The organism is Pseudomonas sp. AM4(2022) (assembly GCF_036346515.1).
GTDB lineage: Bacteria > Pseudomonadota > Gammaproteobacteria > Pseudomonadales > Pseudomonadaceae > Aquipseudomonas > Aquipseudomonas paracarnis.
The window spans coordinates 10,570-27,600 of sequence record NZ_JAOTNW010000023.1 but is presented as its reverse complement, the minus strand read 5'-3'; the positions used below and the strand labels follow the sequence as shown (position 1 = coordinate 27,600).

At 54.8% G+C, this 17,031-nt stretch carries 23 protein-coding genes; all 23 read right to left on the bottom strand.

Annotated elements, in window-relative coordinates; all coding sequences use genetic code 11:
- Position 1 precedes the first annotated feature (1 nt).
- The gene (rplR, locus tag ODQ19_RS23855; protein WP_003186037.1) at positions 2-352 is read right to left on the bottom strand and encodes a 50S ribosomal protein L18; all 351 of its coding nucleotides are present in this window, start codon (positions 350-352) and stop codon (positions 2-4) included.
- Positions 353-362: 10 nt separating this feature from the next.
- The gene (gene rplF / locus ODQ19_RS23850) at positions 363-896 is read right to left on the bottom strand and encodes a 50S ribosomal protein L6 (RefSeq protein WP_003194640.1); all 534 of its coding nucleotides are present in this window, start codon (positions 894-896) and stop codon (positions 363-365) included.
- Positions 897-908: 12 nt separating this feature from the next.
- On the bottom strand, positions 909-1,301 hold the full coding sequence (gene rpsH, locus ODQ19_RS23845; RefSeq protein ID WP_003176413.1) for a 30S ribosomal protein S8: 393 nt from the start codon (positions 1,299-1,301) through the stop codon (positions 909-911).
- A 208-nt stretch (positions 1,302-1,509) separates the two neighbouring features.
- Positions 1,510-1,815, bottom strand: coding sequence for a 30S ribosomal protein S14 (rpsN, locus tag ODQ19_RS23840; protein ID WP_003176414.1), 306 nt, complete (start codon positions 1,813-1,815; stop codon positions 1,510-1,512).
- A gap of 13 nt (positions 1,816-1,828) precedes the next feature.
- Complete coding sequence (gene rplE / locus ODQ19_RS23835; RefSeq protein ID WP_003194642.1) at positions 1,829-2,368, bottom strand: 50S ribosomal protein L5; 540 nt, start codon at positions 2,366-2,368, stop codon at positions 1,829-1,831.
- Positions 2,369-2,390: 22 nt separating this feature from the next.
- On the bottom strand, positions 2,391-2,705 hold the full coding sequence (gene rplX / locus ODQ19_RS23830; RefSeq protein WP_003176416.1) for a 50S ribosomal protein L24: 315 nt from the start codon (positions 2,703-2,705) through the stop codon (positions 2,391-2,393).
- Positions 2,706-2,716: 11 nt separating this feature from the next.
- Positions 2,717-3,085, bottom strand: a complete 369-nt coding sequence (gene rplN, locus ODQ19_RS23825; RefSeq protein ID WP_002555479.1) for a 50S ribosomal protein L14 — start codon at positions 3,083-3,085, stop codon at positions 2,717-2,719.
- Between the two features lie 23 nt (positions 3,086-3,108).
- On the bottom strand, positions 3,109-3,375 hold the full coding sequence (gene rpsQ / locus ODQ19_RS23820) for a 30S ribosomal protein S17 (protein ID WP_003194644.1): 267 nt from the start codon (positions 3,373-3,375) through the stop codon (positions 3,109-3,111).
- 2 nt (positions 3,376-3,377) lie between these two features.
- Positions 3,378-3,569: a 50S ribosomal protein L29 gene (rpmC, locus tag ODQ19_RS23815; RefSeq protein ID WP_002555481.1), complete on the bottom strand. Its 192-nt coding sequence runs from the start codon at positions 3,567-3,569 to the stop codon at positions 3,378-3,380.
- Complete coding sequence (rplP, locus tag ODQ19_RS23810) at positions 3,569-3,982, bottom strand: 50S ribosomal protein L16 (protein ID WP_003176421.1); 414 nt, start codon at positions 3,980-3,982, stop codon at positions 3,569-3,571. Before rplP ends, rpmC begins: the two co-directional genes overlap by 1 nt.
- A gap of 12 nt (positions 3,983-3,994) precedes the next feature.
- On the bottom strand, positions 3,995-4,681 hold the full coding sequence (gene rpsC, locus ODQ19_RS23805) for a 30S ribosomal protein S3 (protein WP_003176422.1): 687 nt from the start codon (positions 4,679-4,681) through the stop codon (positions 3,995-3,997).
- A gap of 13 nt (positions 4,682-4,694) precedes the next feature.
- Positions 4,695-5,027, bottom strand: a complete 333-nt coding sequence (gene rplV / locus ODQ19_RS23800) for a 50S ribosomal protein L22 (protein WP_003103908.1) — start codon at positions 5,025-5,027, stop codon at positions 4,695-4,697.
- Between the two features lie 11 nt (positions 5,028-5,038).
- Positions 5,039-5,314: a 30S ribosomal protein S19 gene (gene rpsS, locus ODQ19_RS23795; protein WP_002555486.1), complete on the bottom strand. Its 276-nt coding sequence runs from the start codon at positions 5,312-5,314 to the stop codon at positions 5,039-5,041.
- A gap of 16 nt (positions 5,315-5,330) precedes the next feature.
- Positions 5,331-6,155: a 50S ribosomal protein L2 gene (rplB, locus tag ODQ19_RS23790; RefSeq protein WP_003186055.1), complete on the bottom strand. Its 825-nt coding sequence runs from the start codon at positions 6,153-6,155 to the stop codon at positions 5,331-5,333.
- 14 nt (positions 6,156-6,169) lie between these two features.
- A complete protein-coding gene (gene rplW / locus ODQ19_RS23785) occupies positions 6,170-6,469 on the bottom strand; it encodes a 50S ribosomal protein L23 (RefSeq protein ID WP_002555488.1) in 300 nt (99 codons plus the stop codon).
- The gene (gene rplD / locus ODQ19_RS23780) at positions 6,466-7,068 is read right to left on the bottom strand and encodes a 50S ribosomal protein L4 (RefSeq protein WP_003176424.1); all 603 of its coding nucleotides are present in this window, start codon (positions 7,066-7,068) and stop codon (positions 6,466-6,468) included. The genes rplW and rplD overlap by 4 nt, the downstream gene beginning before the upstream one ends.
- A 12-nt stretch (positions 7,069-7,080) precedes the next feature.
- Entirely contained in the window at positions 7,081-7,716 is a 636-nt protein-coding gene (gene rplC / locus ODQ19_RS23775; protein WP_003194649.1) for a 50S ribosomal protein L3, read from the bottom strand.
- Between the two features lie 81 nt (positions 7,717-7,797).
- Positions 7,798-8,109: a 30S ribosomal protein S10 gene (rpsJ, locus tag ODQ19_RS23770; protein ID WP_003186070.1), complete on the bottom strand. Its 312-nt coding sequence runs from the start codon at positions 8,107-8,109 to the stop codon at positions 7,798-7,800.
- A 157-nt stretch (positions 8,110-8,266) separates the two neighbouring features.
- Complete coding sequence (gene tuf / locus ODQ19_RS23765) at positions 8,267-9,460, bottom strand: elongation factor Tu (protein WP_003176426.1); 1,194 nt, start codon at positions 9,458-9,460, stop codon at positions 8,267-8,269.
- A gap of 30 nt (positions 9,461-9,490) precedes the next feature.
- Complete coding sequence (gene fusA, locus ODQ19_RS23760; RefSeq protein ID WP_003194651.1) at positions 9,491-11,596, bottom strand: elongation factor G; 2,106 nt, start codon at positions 11,594-11,596, stop codon at positions 9,491-9,493.
- Between the two features lie 30 nt (positions 11,597-11,626).
- Complete coding sequence (gene rpsG / locus ODQ19_RS23755) at positions 11,627-12,097, bottom strand: 30S ribosomal protein S7 (RefSeq protein ID WP_002555493.1); 471 nt, start codon at positions 12,095-12,097, stop codon at positions 11,627-11,629.
- 118 nt (positions 12,098-12,215) lie between these two features.
- A complete protein-coding gene (gene rpsL, locus ODQ19_RS23750; protein WP_002555494.1) occupies positions 12,216-12,587 on the bottom strand; it encodes a 30S ribosomal protein S12 in 372 nt (123 codons plus the stop codon).
- A 216-nt stretch (positions 12,588-12,803) separates the two neighbouring features.
- On the bottom strand, positions 12,804-17,003 hold the full coding sequence (gene rpoC, locus ODQ19_RS23745) for a DNA-directed RNA polymerase subunit beta' (protein ID WP_330211373.1): 4,200 nt from the start codon (positions 17,001-17,003) through the stop codon (positions 12,804-12,806).
- Between the last annotated feature and the right edge of the window lie 28 nt (positions 17,004-17,031).

Genomic DNA, 17,031 nt, shown 5'->3' with positions numbered 1-17,031 from the left:
CTTAGAACTCCAGCCCAGCTTCACGAGCAGCATCAGCCAGCGCTTTCACGCGGCCGTGGTACTTGAAGCCAGAGCGGTCGAAAGCCACTTGCGAGACGCCAGCGGCCTTAGCACGCGTAGCGACCAGCTGGCCAACCTTTGTGGCCGCGTCGATGTTGCCAGTGGCACCATCACGCAGTTCTTTATCCAAAGTCGAGGCGCTTGCCAGGACTTTGTTGCCGTCGGCCGAGATGACCTGGGCGTAGATGTGCTGCGACGAGCGGAACACGCAGAGACGCACGACTTCGAGTTCGTGCATTTTCAGGCGTGCTTTGCGAGCGCGACGCAGTCGAGTAACTTTTTTGTCGGTCATTTGCTATGCCCTACTTCTTCTTGGCTTCTTTACGACGGACGACTTCGTCCGCGTAGCGCACACCTTTGCCTTTGTACGGCTCTGGTGGACGGAAGTCGCGGATCTCAGCGGCCACTTGACCTACCAGCTGCTTGTCGATGCCCTTGATCAGGATATCGGTCTGGCTAGGAGTCTCAGCAGTGATGCCCGCTGGCAGTTCGTAATCCACTGGGTGCGAGAAGCCAAGGGCAAGGTTCAAAACCGTGCCTTTTGCTTGCGCTTTGTAACCAACACCGACCAGCTGGAGCTTGCGCTCGAAGCCTTGGCTTACGCCTTGGACCATGTTGTTTACCAACGCACGCGTGGTACCGGCCATTGCGCGAGTTTGTTGATCGCCATTGCGAGCAGCGAAACGCAGCTCACCAGCTTCTTCAACGATCTCAACGGACGAATGGATGTTCAGTTCAAGAGTACCCTTGGCACCCTTCACCGAAAGCTGTTGGCCTGCGAATTTGACTTCGACACCGGCTGGCAGCTTAACGGGGTTCTTAGCGACGCGAGACATGCTTATCCCCCCTTAGAACACAGTGCAAAGAACTTCGCCGCCGACACCGGCAGCGCGCGCAGCACGATCCGTCATCACACCTTTGTTGGTGGAGACGATAGACACGCCCAGACCGCCACGAACTTTCGGCAGATCCTCAGCGGACTTGTACTGACGCAGGCCTGGACGGCTAACGCGCTTCACTTCCTCGATGACCGAACGGCCTTCGAAGTACTTCAGCTCGATGGACAGCAGTGGTTTGATTTCGCTGCTGATCTGATAACCCGCAATGTAGCCTTCGTCTTTCAGGACTTTGGCAACAGCTACCTTCAACTTGGAAGATGGCATGCTTACGACGGACTTTTCAGCCATCTGGGCATTACGGATACGAGTTAGCATGTCCGCTAACGGGTCCTGCATACTCATGGGCTAGACGCTCCTAATACAAAAAAATTAGCCTTGCGGCTACATATGTCGCCGAGAATCTCCGAGCACAAAAAACACGGGCTCAGGCGAGCCGCGTATTTTAGACATACTCCAGAAATGAAACAAGCCCCAAAAGGGGCTTGATCCAGATTCAAGGTCACCGGCGGTCAGTATCTTGCGATTCCGACCACCTGGACGTTGAAAGTACTTACCAGCTGGCTTTAACCAGACCTGGTACGTCACCACGCATTGCCGCTTCACGCAGTTTGTTACGGCCGAGGCCGAACTTGCGGTAAACGCCGTGTGGACGACCGGTCAGGCGGCAGCGGTTACGCATGCGCGAAGCGCTTGCGTCACGTGGCTGCTTCTGCAGAGCAACTGTAGCTTCCCAGCGTGCTTCTGGACTTGCGTTCAGATCAACGATGATTGCTTTCAGTGCTGCACGCTTCTTGGCGTACTTGGCAACCGTGAGCTGACGCTTCAGCTCGCGGTTTTTCATGCTCATCTTGGCCATGGTCCTACTCCAATCAGTTGCGGAACGGGAATTTGAAAGCACGCAACAGGGCGCGACCTTCATCATCGTTCTTGGCAGTGGTGGTCAGGGTGATGTCCAGACCGCGGAGAGCATCGATCTTGTCGTAGTCGATTTCCGGGAAGATGATCTGCTCTTTCACGCCCATGCTGTAGTTACCACGACCATCGAAGGACTTGGCATTCAGGCCGCGGAAGTCGCGAACCCGAGGCAGGGAGATCGACAGCAGACGATCCAGGAATTCGTACATACGCTCACGGCGCAGAGTCACCTTGACGCCGATCGGCCAACCTTCACGGACTTTAAAGCCAGCGATGGATTTCCGAGCGTAAGTCACAACGACTTTTTGACCGGTGATCTTTTCCAGGTCGGCAACAGCGTGCTCGATGACTTTTTTGTCGCCGATCGCTTCGCCCAGACCCATGTTCAGGGTAATTTTGGTGACGCGCGGAACTTCCATCACGTTCCCGAGCTTAAGTTCTTCCTTAAGCTTAGGGGCGATTTCCTTCCGGTAAATCTCTTGTAGTCGTGCCATGGTCTAATCTACCTAGCAGTGTTCAAGCATCAACCGCTTTTTGGGTCGACTTGAAGACACGAATTTTCTTACCGTCTTCTACTTTGAAACCAACGCGGTCAGCCTTGTTGGTTTCGCCGTTGAAGATGGCGACGTTAGAAGCATCCAGCGGAGCTTCTTTCTCGACGATACCGCCCTGCACGCCCGACATCGGGTTAGGCTTGGTATGACGCTTGACCAGGTTCAGACCACCGATAACCAGACGGTTATTAGCGAGAACCTTAAGCACCTTACCGCGCTTACCTTTGTCTTTGCCGGCGATCACGATGATCTCGTCGTCACGACGAATCTTTTGCATGTCGGATCTCCTTACAGCACTTCTGGGGCGAGCGAGACGATCTTCATGAACTTCTCAGTACGAAGTTCACGGGTCACTGGCCCAAAGATACGGGTGCCGATCGGCTCTTGCTTGTTGTTCAGAAGAACAGCAGCGTTGCCATCAAAGCGGATAATGGAGCCATCAGCACGACGTACGCCGTGACGAGTGCGGACTACAACAGCAGTCATCACTTGGCCTTTTTTCACCTTACCGCGAGGAATTGCTTCCTTCACGGTAACTTTGATGATGTCACCGATACCAGCGTAACGACGATGGGAGCCACCCAGCACCTTGATGCACATAACACGGCGAGCGCCGCTGTTATCGGCCACATCGAGCATGGATTGAGTCTGAATCATATAATTTCTCCGACCCCTAGTCCTTAGACTTCCACAGCGCGTTCGAGAACATCAACCAGCGCCCAAGACTTGGTCTTGGCCATCGGACGAGTTTCACGAATAGTGACTTTGTCGCCGATGTGGCACTGATTGGTTTCGTCGTGCGCGTGCAGCTTAGTCGAACGCTTAACATATTTACCGTAGATCGGGTGCTTAACGCGACGCTCGATCAAAACGGTGATGGTTTTGTCCATCTTGTCGCTGACAACACGGCCAGTCAGCGTACGGACAGTCTTTTCGGCTTCAGCCATGATCACTTACCTGCCTGCTGGTTGAGCACAGTCTTCACGCGAGCGATGTCACGCTTAACTTGCGAGAGCAGATGAGACTGCCCCAACTGGCCAGTTGCTTTCTGCATACGCAGATTGAACTGGTCGCGCAGCAGGCCGAGCAGTTGCTCGTTCAGCTGCTGTGCGGATTTTTCACGAAGTTCATTCGCTTTCATCACATCACCGTCCGTTTAACAAAGGAGGTGGCGAGCGGCAGCTTTGCAGCAGCCAGGGCGAAAGCCTCACGCGCCAGCTCTTCAGAAACACCCTCGATTTCATACAGGACTTTGCCTGGCTGAATCTGGGCTACCCAGTACTCCACGTTACCCTTACCTTTACCCATCCGAACCTCGAGAGGTTTTTTGGAGATCGGCTTGTCCGGGAATACACGGATCCAGATCTTGCCGCCACGTTTTACGTGACGGGTCAGAGCACGACGCGCTGACTCGATCTGACGAGCGGTGAGACGACCACGAGCTACAGACTTCAGCGCGAACTCGCCGAAGCTGACTTTGCTACCGCGCTGAGCCAGACCACGGTTGTGGCCTGTCATCTGCTTGCGGAACTTCGTACGCTTAGGTTGCAACATTTGGCGTACCCCTTACTTAGCAGCTTTTTTACGAGGCGCTGGTGCTTGTGGTTTCAGTTCTTCTTGGCGACCACCAATTACTTCGCCTTTGAAGATCCAAACCTTTACACCGATCACACCGTAAGTGGTGTGAGCTTCGTAGTTGGCATAGTCGATGTCGGCACGCAGGGTGTGCAGTGGCACACGACCTTCGCGATACCATTCAGTACGTGCGATTTCAGCACCGCCGAGACGACCGCTCACTTGGATTTTGATGCCTTTGGCACCAATGCGCATGGCGTTCTGTACGGCGCGCTTCATAGCGCGACGGAACATTACGCGACGCTCCAGCTGCTGAGCTACGCTCTGCGCAACCAGCATACCGTCGAGCTCCGGCTTGCGGATCTCTTCGATATTGATGTGCACAGGCACACCCATTTGCTTGGTCAGGTCCTGACGCAGTTTCTCAACATCTTCACCTTTCTTCCCGATAACGATACCTGGACGAGCGGTGTGGATGGTGATACGTGCAGTTTGGGCCGGACGATGGATATCGATACGGCTTACGGACGCGCTTTTTAGTTTGTCTTGGAGATACTCACGCACCTTCAGATCAGCGAACAAGTAGTCCGCATAAGTCCGACCGTCTGCGTACCAGACGGAGGTGTGCTCCTTGACGATTCCCAGGCGAATGCCAATGGGATGTACTTTCTGACCCATCTCTTCGACTCCGTTACTTGTCAGCAACCTTGACAGTGATATGGCAAGACCGCTTGACGATGCGATCAGCACGGCCTTTGGCACGTGGCATGATGCGCTTCAGCGAACGCCCTTCGTTGACGAAAACGGTGCTGACCTTCAGGTCATCAACGTCTGCGCCTTCGTTATGCTCGGCGTTGGCTACGGCCGACTCCAGCACTTTCTTCATGATCTCGGCGGCTTTCTTACTGCTGAAAGCCAACAGGTTGAGCGCTTCGCCCACCTTCTTCCCGCGGATCTGGTCGGCGACCAAGCGGGCTTTCTGGGCGGAGATTCGAGCGCCCGACAACTTAGCGGCTACTTCCATTTCCTAACCCCTTAACGCTTGGCTTTCTTGTCTGCCACGTGCCCACGATAAGTGCGGGTACCGGCAAACTCGCCCAGTTTGTGGCCGACCATGTCTTCGTTAACGAGAACTGGGACGTGTTGACGACCGTTGTGTACTGCGATGGTCAGACCGACCATTTGTGGCAGGATCATCGAACGACGCGACCAGGTCTTAACTGGTTTGCGATCGTTCTTTTCCGCCGCCACTTCGATCTTCTTCAGTAGGTGAAGATCAATAAAAGGACCTTTTTTCAGAGAACGTGGCACTGTCGTATCCCTCTATTTACTTGCGACGACGGACGATCATTTTGTCGGTACGCTTATTACCACGAGTCTTCGCGCCCTTAGTCGGGAAGCCCCATGGCGATACCGGATGACGACCACCAGAGGTACGACCTTCACCACCACCGTGTGGGTGGTCAACCGGGTTCATGGCAACACCACGAACGGTTGGGCGAACGCCACGCCAGCGTTTGGCACCAGCTTTACCCAACGAACGCAGGCTGTGCTCGGAGTTCGAGACTTCGCCCAGGGTCGCACGGCATTCAGCCAGTACTTTACGCATCTCACCAGAACGCAGACGCAGGGTCACGTAGACACCTTCACGAGCGATCAGCTGAGCCGAAGCACCAGCGGAACGAGCGATCTGAGCGCCTTTACCTGGCTTCAATTCGATGCCGTGTACGGTGCTACCAACTGGAATGTTACGCAGTTGCAGAGCGTTGCCCGGCTTGATCGGTGCCAGAGCACCTGCGATCAGCTGGTCGCCAGCACTCACGCCTTTAGGGGCAATGATGTAGCGACGCTCGCCATCTGCGTACAGCAGCAGAGCGATGTGAGCAGTACGGTTTGGATCGTATTCGATACGCTCGACAGTGGCAGCGATGCCATCTTTGTCGTTGCGACGGAAGTCGACCAGACGATAATGCTGCTTATGGCCACCACCAATGTGACGAGTGGTAATACGACCATTGTTGTTACGACCACCAGACTTCGATTTCTTCTCGAGCAGCGGTGCGTGAGGAGCGCCTTTATGCAGCTCCTGGTTGACCACCTTGACCACAAAACGGCGGCCAGGGGAAGTCGGTTTGCATTTAACGATTGCCATGATGCACCCCTTCCTTACTCAGCACTGCTGCTGAAATCGAGATCTTGGCCTGGCTGAAGGGAGATAACTGCCTTCTTCCAGTCATTACGCTTGCCCAGACCGCGAGCAGTGCGCTTGCTCTTACCCAGAACGTTCAGGGTAGTAACACGCTCTACTTTCACGCTGAACAGGCTTTCGACGGCCTTCTTGATTTCCAGCTTGGTTGCGTCAGTTGCAACCTTGAAAACGAACTGGCCTTTCTTGTCAGCCAGAACCGTAGCCTTTTCGGAAACGTGCGGGCCAAGCAGAACTTTAAATACGCGTTCCTGGTTCATCCCAGCAGCTCCTCGAATTTCTTCACGGCCGACACGGTGATCAACACCTTGTCGTATGCGATCAGACTAACTGGATCGGAACCTTGCACGTCACGTACATCAACGTGTGGCAGGTTACGAGCAGCCAGGTACAGGTTCTGATCAACAGCTTCGGACACGATCAAAACGTCGGTCAGGCTCATGTTGTTCAGTTTGCCCAGCAGATCTTTGGTTTTTGGACTTTCAACAGCGAAGTCTTGAACCACGACCAGACGATCAGTACGCACGAGTTCAGCAAGGATGGAGCGCAGTGCTGCGCGGTACATCTTCTTGTTGAGCTTCTGAGAGTGATCCTGTGGACGAGCTGCGAAAGTGGTACCGCCGCCACGCCAGATTGGGCTACGGATAGTACCGGCACGAGCACGGCCAGTGCCTTTCTGACGCCAAGGGCGCTTACCGCCACCACGTACGTCGGAACGGGTCTTTTGCTGCTTGCTACCTTGACGGCCGCCGGCCATGTAGGCCACGACTGCTTGGTGAACGAGCGTCTCGTTGAATTCGCCGCCAAATGTCAGTTCGGAAACTTCGATCGCTTGAGCGTCATTTACATTTAATTGCATGTCAGCTTCCCCTTAACCGCGAGCCTTGGCCGCTGGACGTACAACCAGGTTGCCGCCAGTAGCGCCAGGAACAGCACCCTTGACCAACAACAGATTGCGTTCAGCGTCGACGCGCACTACTTCGAGGGACTGCACGGTCACGCGCTCAGCGCCCATATGACCGGACATTTTTTTGCCCTTGAATACACGACCAGGAGTCTGGCACTGGCCAATAGAGCCCGGGACGCGGTGGGAAACGGAGTTACCGTGAGTGTTGTCTTGACCACGGAAATTCCAACGCTTGATCGTACCCTGGAAGCCTTTACCTTTGGACTGACCGGTCACATCGACCAGTTGACCAGCGGCGAAGATTTCAGCGTTGATCAGATCGCCAGCCTGGTAGTCGCCGTCTTCAAGACGGAACTCCATGACAGTACGACCAGCTGCAACGTTTGCTTTAGCGAAGTGACCTGCTTGAGCAGCAGTCACGCGCGAAGCACGACGCTCGCCGACAGTGACTTGCACTGCACGATAGCCATCGGTTTCTTCAGTTTTGAACTGGGTGACGCGATTCGGTTCGATCTCAATGACCGTGACCGGAATGGAGACACCTTCTTCGGTGAAAATACGGGTCATACCGCATTTACGACCGACTACACCAATAGTCATGTTGTAAACCTCATGAGTGTACGGGGCTTTCACCCGCTATGGCCGCCCATTTCAGAGCGTTACACGACTAAGACCCAAGTCTTAGCCGAGGCTGATCTGTACTTCCACACCGGCCGCCAGATCGAGCTTCATAAGTGCATCAACGGTTTTATCCGTTGGCTGGACGATGTCCAGTACGCGCTTATGAGTACGGATCTCGTACTGGTCACGCGCGTCTTTGTTGACGTGCGGGGAGACCAGAACGGTGAACCGCTCTTTACGGGTAGGCAGTGGAATTGGACCACGCACTTGAGCACCAGTACGTTTCGCGGTTTCCACGATTTCCTGGGTGGATTGGTCGATCAGGCGATGGTCAAAAGCCTTCAACCTGATACGGATTTGCTGATTTTGCATTGGATTTCAGACTCCGGCTGCTATTCCCACCGGGCGCAATACGCCCGTTAAAAGGAGGCGCAATTCTATAGACGCCCTAGATAGGTGTCAACCCAATAAAAAAGCCCCCGCTAAGCGGGGGCTTTCTCAAAACATCAAAGCTCACTCAAAAGAGAGATTACTCGATGATTTTAGCTACAACGCCAGCACCAACGGTACGGCCGCCTTCACGGATTGCGAAACGCAGACCGTCTTCCATAGCGATGGTTTTGATCAGGGTGACAACCATTTTGATGTTGTCGCCTGGCATTACCATTTCTACGCCTTCCGGCAGTTCGCAGTTACCAGTCACGTCAGTAGTACGGAAGTAGAACTGTGGACGGTAGCCTTTGAAGAACGGAGTGTGACGACCGCCTTCTTCTTTGCTCAGTACGTACACTTCAGCTTCGAACTTGGTGTGCGGCTTAACCGAACCTGGCTTGACCAGAACCTGGCCACGCTCAACGTCGTCACGCTTGGTACCACGCAACAGAACGCCGCAGTTCTCGCCGGCACGACCTTCGTCGAGCAGTTTACGGAACATTTCAACACCGGTGCAGGTGGTGACGGTAGTGTCACGCAGACCAACGATTTCCAGTGGATCTTGAACCTTGACGATACCGCGCTCGATACGACCAGTTACAACAGTACCGCGACCGGAGATCGAGAATACGTCTTCGATTGGCATCAGGAACGGCTTGTCGATAACACGGACTGGATCTGGGATGTAGCTATCCAGAGTCTCAACCAGTTTACGAACGGACGTGGTGCCCATTTCGTTGTCGTCTTTGCCTTCCAGAGCCATACGAGCAGAACCGATGATGATCGGAGTGTCGTCGCCTGGGAAGTCGTAAGTGCTCAGCAGATCGCGCACTTCCATCTCAACCAGTTCCAGCAGCTCAGCGTCGTCTACCAGGTCAGCCTTGTTCAGGTAAACCACGATGTACGGAACGCCTACCTGACGGGACAGCAGGATGTGCTCACGGGTTTGTGGCATCGGACCATCAGCGGCCGAGCAAACCAGGATTGCGCCGTCCATCTGGGCAGCACCGGTGATCATGTTCTTCACATAGTCAGCGTGACCTGGGCAGTCAACGTGAGCGTAGTGACGGATCAGCGAGTTGTATTCAACGTGCGCGGTGTTGATGGTGATACCACGAGCTTTCTCTTCTGGCGCGCTGTCGATTTTATCGAAATCAACGATTGCGGAACCGAATACTTCGGAGCAAACGCGAGTCAGAGCAGCAGTCAGAGTGGTTTTACCGTGGTCAACGTGACCGATGGTGCCAACGTTGACGTGCGGTAGGGAACGATCAAATTTTTCTTTAGCCACGACAATTAACTCCTTGCCTAAAGGACTGAATCAGCCTTGTTTTTTGGATACAGTTTCAGCGATGTGCGCCGGAGCTGTGTTGTATTTTTTGAATTCCATAGAGTAGCTTGCGCGACCCTGGGACATGGAACGAACGTCGGTCGCATAACCGAACATCTCGCCCAACGGAACCTCGGCGCGAATCACTTTGCCGGAAACCGTGTCTTCCATACCCAAGATCATGCCGCGACGACGGTTAAGGTCGCCCATGACATCACCCATATAGTCTTCAGGTGTAACAACTTCTACCGCCATGATTGGCTCAAGCAACTCACCACCGCCCTTCTGGGCCAGCTGCTTGGTTGCCATGGAAGCAGCCACCTTAAACGCCATCTCGTTGGAGTCGACGTCGTGGTAAGAACCGTCAAAAACGGTTGCTTTCAGGCCGATCAGCGGATAGCCGGCAACAACACCGTTCTTCATCTGCTCTTCGATACCCTTCTGGATAGCAGGGATGTATTCCTTAGGAACAACACCACCTACTACTTCGTTCACGAATTGCAGACCTTCCTGACCTTCGTCAGCAGGAGCAAAACGGATCCAGCAGTGACCGAACTGACCACGACCGCCGGACTGACGAACGAACTTGCCTTCGATTTCACAGTTCTTCGTGATGCGCTCACGATAGGAAACCTGAGGCTTACCGATGTTGGCTTCGACGTTGAACTCACGGCGCATCCGGTCAACCAGGATGTCCAGGTGCAGCTCGCCCATGCCGGAGATGATCGTTTGACCAGTCTCTTCATCAGTCTTGACACGGAAAGATGGATCTTCCTGAGCAAGCTTGCCCAGAGCGATACCCATTTTTTCCTGGTCATCCTTGGTCTTAGGCTCTACGGCAACCGAAATAACCGGCTCCGGGAAGTCCATGCGAACCAGGATGATTGGCTTGGCAGCGTCGCACAAAGTTTCACCAGTGGTGACGTCCTTCATGCCGATCAGGGCCGCGATGTCACCAGCGCGTACTTCCTTGATCTCTTCACGGGCGTTTGCGTGCATTTGCACCATACGACCTACGCGCTCTTTCTTGCCTTTAACCGAGTTGATCACACCGTCGCCGGAGGCCAACACGCCCGAGTAAACGCGGACGAAGGTCAAAGTACCCACGAATGGGTCGGTAGCGATCTTGAACGCCAGAGCCGAGAAAGGCTCGTTGTCATCGGCGTGACGCTCCATTTCTTCTTCCTCGTTATCAGGGTTGGAACCCTTGATAGCAGGAATGTCAGTTGGAGCAGGCAGGTAGTCGATAACGGCGTCGAGAACCAGGGGAACACCCTTGTTCTTGAACGAGGAACCGCAAACAGCCAAGACGATCTCACCAGCGATAGTACGCTGACGCAGAGCAGCCTTGATTTCCACGTTGGTGAGTTCTTCACCTTCGAGGTACTTGTTCATCAGCTCTTCGCTGGCTTCGGCTGCAGCCTCCACCATGTTGTTGCGCCACTCGTCAGCCAGTTCCTGAAGCTCTTCAGGGATAGGCTTGCGAACAGGAACCATACCTTTGTCGGAATCGTTCCAGTAAACAGCTTCCATGTTGATCAGATCGATCTGACCCTGGAAGTTGTCTTCGGAACCGATAGCCAACTGGATAGGCACCGGAGTGTGACCCAGACGCTGCTTGATCTGACCGATCACGCGCAGGAAGTTGGCGCCAGCACGGTCCATCTTGTTTACATAAACAAGACGTGGAACACCGTACTTGTTGGCTTGACGCCATACGGTTTCCGACTGAGGCTCAACACCCGAGGTGCCGCAGAACACAACGACAGCGCCGTCGAGTACGCGCAGGGAACGTTCAACTTCAATGGTGAAGTCTACGTGGCCCGGGGTATCGATTACGTTGAAGCGATGCTCGTCTTTGTACTGCTTCTCGGAACCCTTCCAGAAGGCGGTAATAGCAGCAGAAGTAATGGTAATACCACGCTCCTGCTCCTGAACCATCCAGTCTGTGGTCGCGGCGCCGTCATGCACCTCGCCCATTTTGTGACTTTTGCCGGTGTAAAACAGTACGCGCTCGGTGGTGGTGGTTTTACCAGCATCCACGTGAGCGACGATACCGATGTTACGGTAGCGGCTAATCGGAGTAGTACGAGCCATAAAGCCCTCGCAAAATTAGTGAAGCTAAAATTAGAAGCGGTAGTGCGAGAAAGCTTTGTTGGCTTCAGCCATACGGTGCACGTCTTCACGCTTCTTAACAGCAGCACCTTTACCTTCAGCAGCGTCCAACAGTTCGCCGGCCAAACGCAGGGCCATAGACTTCTCGCCGCGCTTACGGGCGAAGTCTACCAACCAGCGCATTGCCAGAGCGTTACGACGGGACGGGCGAACTTCAACCGGAACCTGGTAAGTAGCACCGCCTACACGGCGCGACTTCACTTCGACCAGCGGAGCGATGGCGTCGAGAGCTTTCTCGAAGATTTCCAGGGGGTCGCTGTTCTTGCGTTCTTTAACCTTTTCCAGCGCGCCATAAACGATACGCTCGGCAACGGCTTTCTTGCCGCTTTCCATCACGTGGTTCATGAACTTGGCCAGGATTTGGCTTCCGTATTTTGGATCGTCAAGCACTTCGCGCTTGGCTGCTACGCGTCTTCTTGGCATGGATAAGCCCTCAAACGGTCTTCAGGTTCGCTCGGAATCGGTGCCCTTTCGGGACGCCTCCGACCTTACTCTTATCGACTCAGAAAATAAGATGATTCAGGTTTACAAAAAGCCGCTACTACTTAGGCTTCTTGGTACCGTACTTCGAACGACCCTGGTTACGACCTTTAACGCCGGAAGTATCCAAAGAACCGCGTACGGTGTGATAACGAACACCTGGCAAGTCTTTTACACGACCGCCGCGGATCAGTACCACGCTGTGCTCTTGCAGGTTGTGGCCTTCACCGCCGATGTACGAGGAAACCTCGAAACCGTTGGTCAGACGCACACGGCATACTTTACGCAGTGCCGAGTTAGGTTTTTTCGGCGTGGTGGTATACACACGGGTGCATACGCCACGACGTTGCGGGCAGTTCTGCAGCGCAGGTACGTCGGATTTCTCGACGATACGCTTACGCGGCTGACGTACCAGCTGGTTGATAGTTGCCATCTACTAGCTCCACTGTTGTCTTGCGACGCTATTGTCTTGCAAGAAAAGCAAAATGGCAGGAACGAATTCCCGCCAAATTTAGGGGTACAAGAGTCTAAAGAGGATCTTGTCCCCAGTCAAGGCAAGGCCCCGACCTCCCCTCGCGTCGAACCGGGGCAAAAATGCCTCGATCCGACGAACGGGAGTGCCAGGGCCCAGACTCATCTATCGCAGAACTCAGTTACCGCTTGAGTTCAGCGCTTCGGTCAGTGCAGCTTCCACTTCACTGGCGCTTACGCGCAGCGGCTTGTCAGCATCACGGCGACGCTTACGCTCGCTGTGGTAAGCCAAACCGGTACCTGCCGGGATCAGACGACCCACGACCACGTTTTCTTTCAGGCCGCGCAGGTAATCGCGCTTGCCGGTTACCGCTGCTTCGGTCAGTACGCGAGTGGTCTCCTGGAAGGAGGCCGCCGAGATGAACGACTCAGTGGACAACGACGCCTTGGTGATACCCAGCAACACGCGAGTGAACTTGGAGACAAATTTCTCTTCGTTCGCCAGGCGCTCGTTTTCTACCAGTACGTGAGTCAGTTCCATCTGGTCGCCCTTGATGAAACTGGAATCGCCGGATTCAGCGATTTCAACTTTACGCAGCATCTGACGCAGAATGGTCTCGATGTGCTTGTCGTTGATCTTCACGCCTTGCAGACGGTAAACGTCCTGGATCTCGTTAACGATGTACTTGGCCAACGCACTCACACCCAGCAGACGCAGGATGTCGTGTGGATCGCTCGGGCCGTCGGAAATAACTTCGCCGCGGTTTACCTGTTCGCCTTCGAACACGTTCAGGTGACGCCACTTCGGAATCAGCTCCTCATACGGATCGCTACCGTCGTTCGGAGTAATGACCAGACGGCGCTTGCCCTTGGTCTCTTTACCGAACGCGATGGTGCCGCTGACTTCAGCCAGAATCGACGCTTCTTTCGGACGACGAGCTTCGAACAAGTCGGCAACACGCGGCAGACCACCGGTGATGTCACGGGTCTTCGAAGTTTCTTGCGGGATACGCGCGATAACATCACCGATCGCGATCTTCGCACCATCCGCTACACCGACCAGGGCGTTGGCTGGCAGGAAGTACTGAGCGATTACGTCAGTGCCTGGCAGCAACAGATCCTTGCCGTTGTCATCGACCATCTTCACGGCAGGACGGATGTCCTTACCGGCAGCTGGACGATCTTTGGCGTCGAGTACTTCAATGTTGGTCATACCGGTCAATTCGTCAGTCTGACGCTTGATCGTGATGCCTTCTTCCATGCCCACGTAGGTCACGGTACCTTTCATTTCGGTAACGATTGGGTGAGTGTGCGGATCCCACTTGGCCACGATTGCGCCAGCGTCGACCTTGTCACCTTCTTTAACCGAAATCACAGCACCGTACGGCAGCTTGTAACGCTCGCGCTCACGACCGTAGTCATCAGCGATTGCCAGCTCACCGGAACGGGGCACAGCAACCAGGTGGCCATCCACTCGCTCAACATGCTTGAGGTTGTGCAGGCGGACGGTACCGCCATTCTTCACCTGAACGCTGTCAGCTGCAGAGGTCCGGCTTGCCGCACCACCGATGTGGAACGTACGCATGGTCAGCTGGGTACCTGGCTCACCGATGGACTGGGCGGCGATAACGCCGACCGCTTCACCGATGTTCACCTGGTGACCACGAGCCAAGTCACGGCCATAGCACTTGGCGCAAATGCCGTAGCGGGTTTCGCAGCTGATCGGCGAGCGAACGATCACTTCGTCGATGCTGTTGAGTTCGATGAACTCGACCCACTTCTCGTCAACCAGGGTGCCGGCAGGAACGATAACTTCCTCGGTACCTGGCTTGAACACGTCACGGGCGATCACACGACCCAATACGCGCTCACCCAGTGGCTCTACAACGTCCCCGCCTTCAATGTGCGGAGTCATCAGCAGGCCGTGCTCGGTGCCACAATCGATCTCGGTTACAACCAGATCTTGTGCAACGTCTACCAGACGACGAGTCAGGTAACCGGAGTTAGCGGTTTTCAACGCGGTATCCGCAAGACCCTTACGAGCACCGTGAGTGGAGATGAAGTACTGGAGTACGCTCAAACCTTCACGGAAGTTCGCAGTAATCGGCGTTTCGATGATGGAACCGTCCGGCTTGGCCATCAGGCCACGCATACCGGCGAGCTGACGGATCTGCGCAGCAGAACCCCGTGCGCCCGAGTCGGCCATCATGTACATCGAGTTGAAAGACTCTTGATCGACTTCGACGCCATGACGGTCGATGACTTTCTCTTTCGAGAGGTTGGCCATCATCGCCTTGGACACTTCGTCGTTGGCCTTGGACCAAAGGTCGATCACTTTGTTGTACTTCTCGCCCTGGGTTACCAGGCCGGAGGCGTACTGGCTCTCGATCTCTTTCACTTCGTCAGTAGCAGCACTGATGATGCGAGCTTTTTCATCCGGGATAACGAAGTCGTTAACGCCGATGGAAACGCCGGAGATAGTCGAGTAAGCGAAACCTGTGTACATCAACTGGTCAGCGAAGATAACGGTCTCTTTCAAACCAACCACGCGGTAGCACTGGTTGATCAGCTTGGAGATCGCCTTTTTCTTCATCGGCAGGTTGACGACGTCGTACGACAGACCTTTTGGCACAACCTGGTACAACAACGCACGGCCGACAGTGGTGTCGACGATACGGGTGTTGCTCACGCTGCCGCCGTCACGATCGTTGACGGTTTCGTTGATCCGCACTTTGACCTTGGCGTGCAGTGCGGCTTCGCCAGCACGGAACACACGGTCAACTTCCTGCAGGTCAGCGAACACACGACCTTCGCCTTTGGCGTTGATCGCTTCACGAGTCATGTAGTACAGACCCAATACAACGTCCTGCGACGGAACGATGATTGGCTCACCGTTGGCTGGCGACAGGATGTTGTTGGTCGACATCATCAACGCACGCGCTTCCAACTGGGCTTCCAGTGTCAGCGGTACGTGCACGGCCATTTGGTCGCCGTCGAAGTCGGCGTTGTACGCAGCACAGACCAGAGGGTGCAGCTGGATAGCCTTACCTTCGATCAGTACAGGTTCAAACGCCTGGATACCCAGACGGTGAAGGGTCGGTGCACGGTTGAGGAGAACCGGGTGTTCGCGAATCACTTCAGCGAGAACGTCCCAAACCTCTGGCAGTTCGCGCTCGACCATTTTCTTGGCCGCTTTGATGGTGGTCGCGAGACCGCGCATTTCCAGCTTGCCGAAGATGAACGGCTTGAACAGCTCGAGTGCCATCTTCTTAGGCAGACCGCACTGGTGCAGACGCAGGGTCGGGCCTACGGTAATTACCGAACGACCGGAGTAGTCAACACGCTTACCGAGCAAGTTCTGACGGAAACGACCTTGCTTACCCTTGATCATGTCAGCCAGGGATTTCAAAGGACGCTTGTTCGAACCGGTGATAGCGCGGCCACGACGACCGTTGTCGAGCAGGGCATCGACCGCTTCTTGCAACATACGCTTTTCGTTGCGCACGATGATGTCCGGAGCGGACAGATCAAGCAGGCGCTTCAAGCGGTTGTTACGGTTGATCACGCGGCGGTACAGGTCGTTGAGGTCGGACGTCGCGAAACGGCCACCGTCCAACGGTACCAGCGGACGCAGGTCTGGCGGCAGAACCGGCAGAACTGTCAGCACCATCCACTCTGGCAAGTTGCCGGAACCCTGGAAGGCTTCCATCAACTTCAGACGCTTGGACAGTTTCTTGATCTTGGTTTCGGAGTTGGTTTGCGGAATCTCTTCGCGCAGGCGACCAATCTCGTGCTCCAGGTCGATAGCGTGCAGCAGTTCGCGGACAGCTTCGGCACCCATGCGGGCATCGAAATCGTCGCCGAACTCTTCCAGCGCTTCGAAGTATTGCTCGTCGTTCAGCAGCTGACCTTTTTCAAGGGTGGTCATGCCTGGGTCGATAACGACATAGCTCTCGAAGTAGAGAACACGTTCGATATCACGCAGGGTCATGTCCATCAGCAAGCCGATACGGGACGGCAGCGATTTCAGGAACCAGATGTGGGCAACCGGGGAAGCCAGTTCGATGTGCGCCATGCGCTCACGACGAACTTTGGCCAGTGCGACTTCAACGCCACACTTCTCGCAGATCACACCACGGTGCTTCAAGCGCTTGTACTTACCGCACAGGCACTCGTAATCCTTTACCGGGCCAAAGATCTTGGCGCAGAACAGGCCGTCACGCTCAGGTTTGAACGTACGGTAGTTGATGGTTTCCGGCTTTTTAACTTCACCGAACGACCACGAACGGATCATCTCAGGCGATGCCAACCCAATACGGATGGCGTCGAACTCTTCGACTTGACCCTGGTTTTTCAGCAAATTCAGTAGGTCTTTCAAGGCCTTTCCTCCTGGCGGAGCAGAGAGC

Coding starts and splice junctions, on each gene's coding strand:
- rpsQ (WP_003194644.1), bottom strand. CDS start 3,375: ATGGCTGAAGCCGAAAAGACTGTCCGTACGCTGACTGGCCGTGTTGTC.
- rplV (WP_003103908.1), bottom strand. CDS start 5,027: ATGGAAGTAGCCGCTAAGTTGTCGGGCGCTCGAATCTCCGCCCAGAAA.
- rplC (WP_003194649.1), bottom strand. CDS start 7,716: ATGACTATTGGTGTAGTCGGTCGTAAATGCGGTATGACCCGTATTTTC.
- rpmC (WP_002555481.1), bottom strand. CDS start 3,569: ATGAAAGCGAATGAACTTCGTGAAAAATCCGCACAGCAGCTGAACGAG.
- rplD (WP_003176424.1), bottom strand. CDS start 7,068: ATGCAATTAAATGTAAATGACGCTCAAGCGATCGAAGTTTCCGAACTG.
- rpsG (WP_002555493.1), bottom strand. CDS start 12,097: ATGCCAAGAAGACGCGTAGCAGCCAAGCGCGAAGTGCTTGACGATCCA.
- rplF (WP_003194640.1), bottom strand. CDS start 896: ATGTCTCGCGTCGCTAAGAACCCCGTTAAGCTGCCAGCCGGTGTCGAA.
- fusA (WP_003194651.1), bottom strand. CDS start 11,596: ATGGCTCGTACTACTCCGATTAGCCGCTACCGTAACATCGGTATCGTC.
- rpsJ (WP_003186070.1), bottom strand. CDS start 8,109: ATGCAAAATCAGCAAATCCGTATCAGGTTGAAGGCTTTTGACCATCGC.
- rpsN (WP_003176414.1), bottom strand. CDS start 1,815: ATGGCCAAGATGAGCATGAAAAACCGCGAGCTGAAGCGTCAGCTCACG.
- rplX (WP_003176416.1), bottom strand. CDS start 2,705: ATGCAAAAGATTCGTCGTGACGACGAGATCATCGTGATCGCCGGCAAA.
- rplP (WP_003176421.1), bottom strand. CDS start 3,982: ATGTTGCAACCTAAGCGTACGAAGTTCCGCAAGCAGATGACAGGCCAC.
- rpsH (WP_003176413.1), bottom strand. CDS start 1,301: ATGAGTATGCAGGACCCGTTAGCGGACATGCTAACTCGTATCCGTAAT.
- rplW (WP_002555488.1), bottom strand. CDS start 6,469: ATGAACCAGGAACGCGTATTTAAAGTTCTGCTTGGCCCGCACGTTTCC.
- rplE (WP_003194642.1), bottom strand. CDS start 2,368: ATGGCACGACTACAAGAGATTTACCGGAAGGAAATCGCCCCTAAGCTT.
- rplN (WP_002555479.1), bottom strand. CDS start 3,085: ATGATTCAGACTCAATCCATGCTCGATGTGGCCGATAACAGCGGCGCT.
- rpsL (WP_002555494.1), bottom strand. CDS start 12,587: ATGGCAACTATCAACCAGCTGGTACGTCAGCCGCGTAAGCGTATCGTC.
- rpsC (WP_003176422.1), bottom strand. CDS start 4,681: ATGGGTCAGAAAGTACATCCCATTGGCATTCGCCTGGGAATCGTCAAG.
- rplR (WP_003186037.1), bottom strand. CDS start 352: ATGACCGACAAAAAAGTTACTCGACTGCGTCGCGCTCGCAAAGCACGC.
- rplB (WP_003186055.1), bottom strand. CDS start 6,155: ATGGCAATCGTTAAATGCAAACCGACTTCCCCTGGCCGCCGTTTTGTG.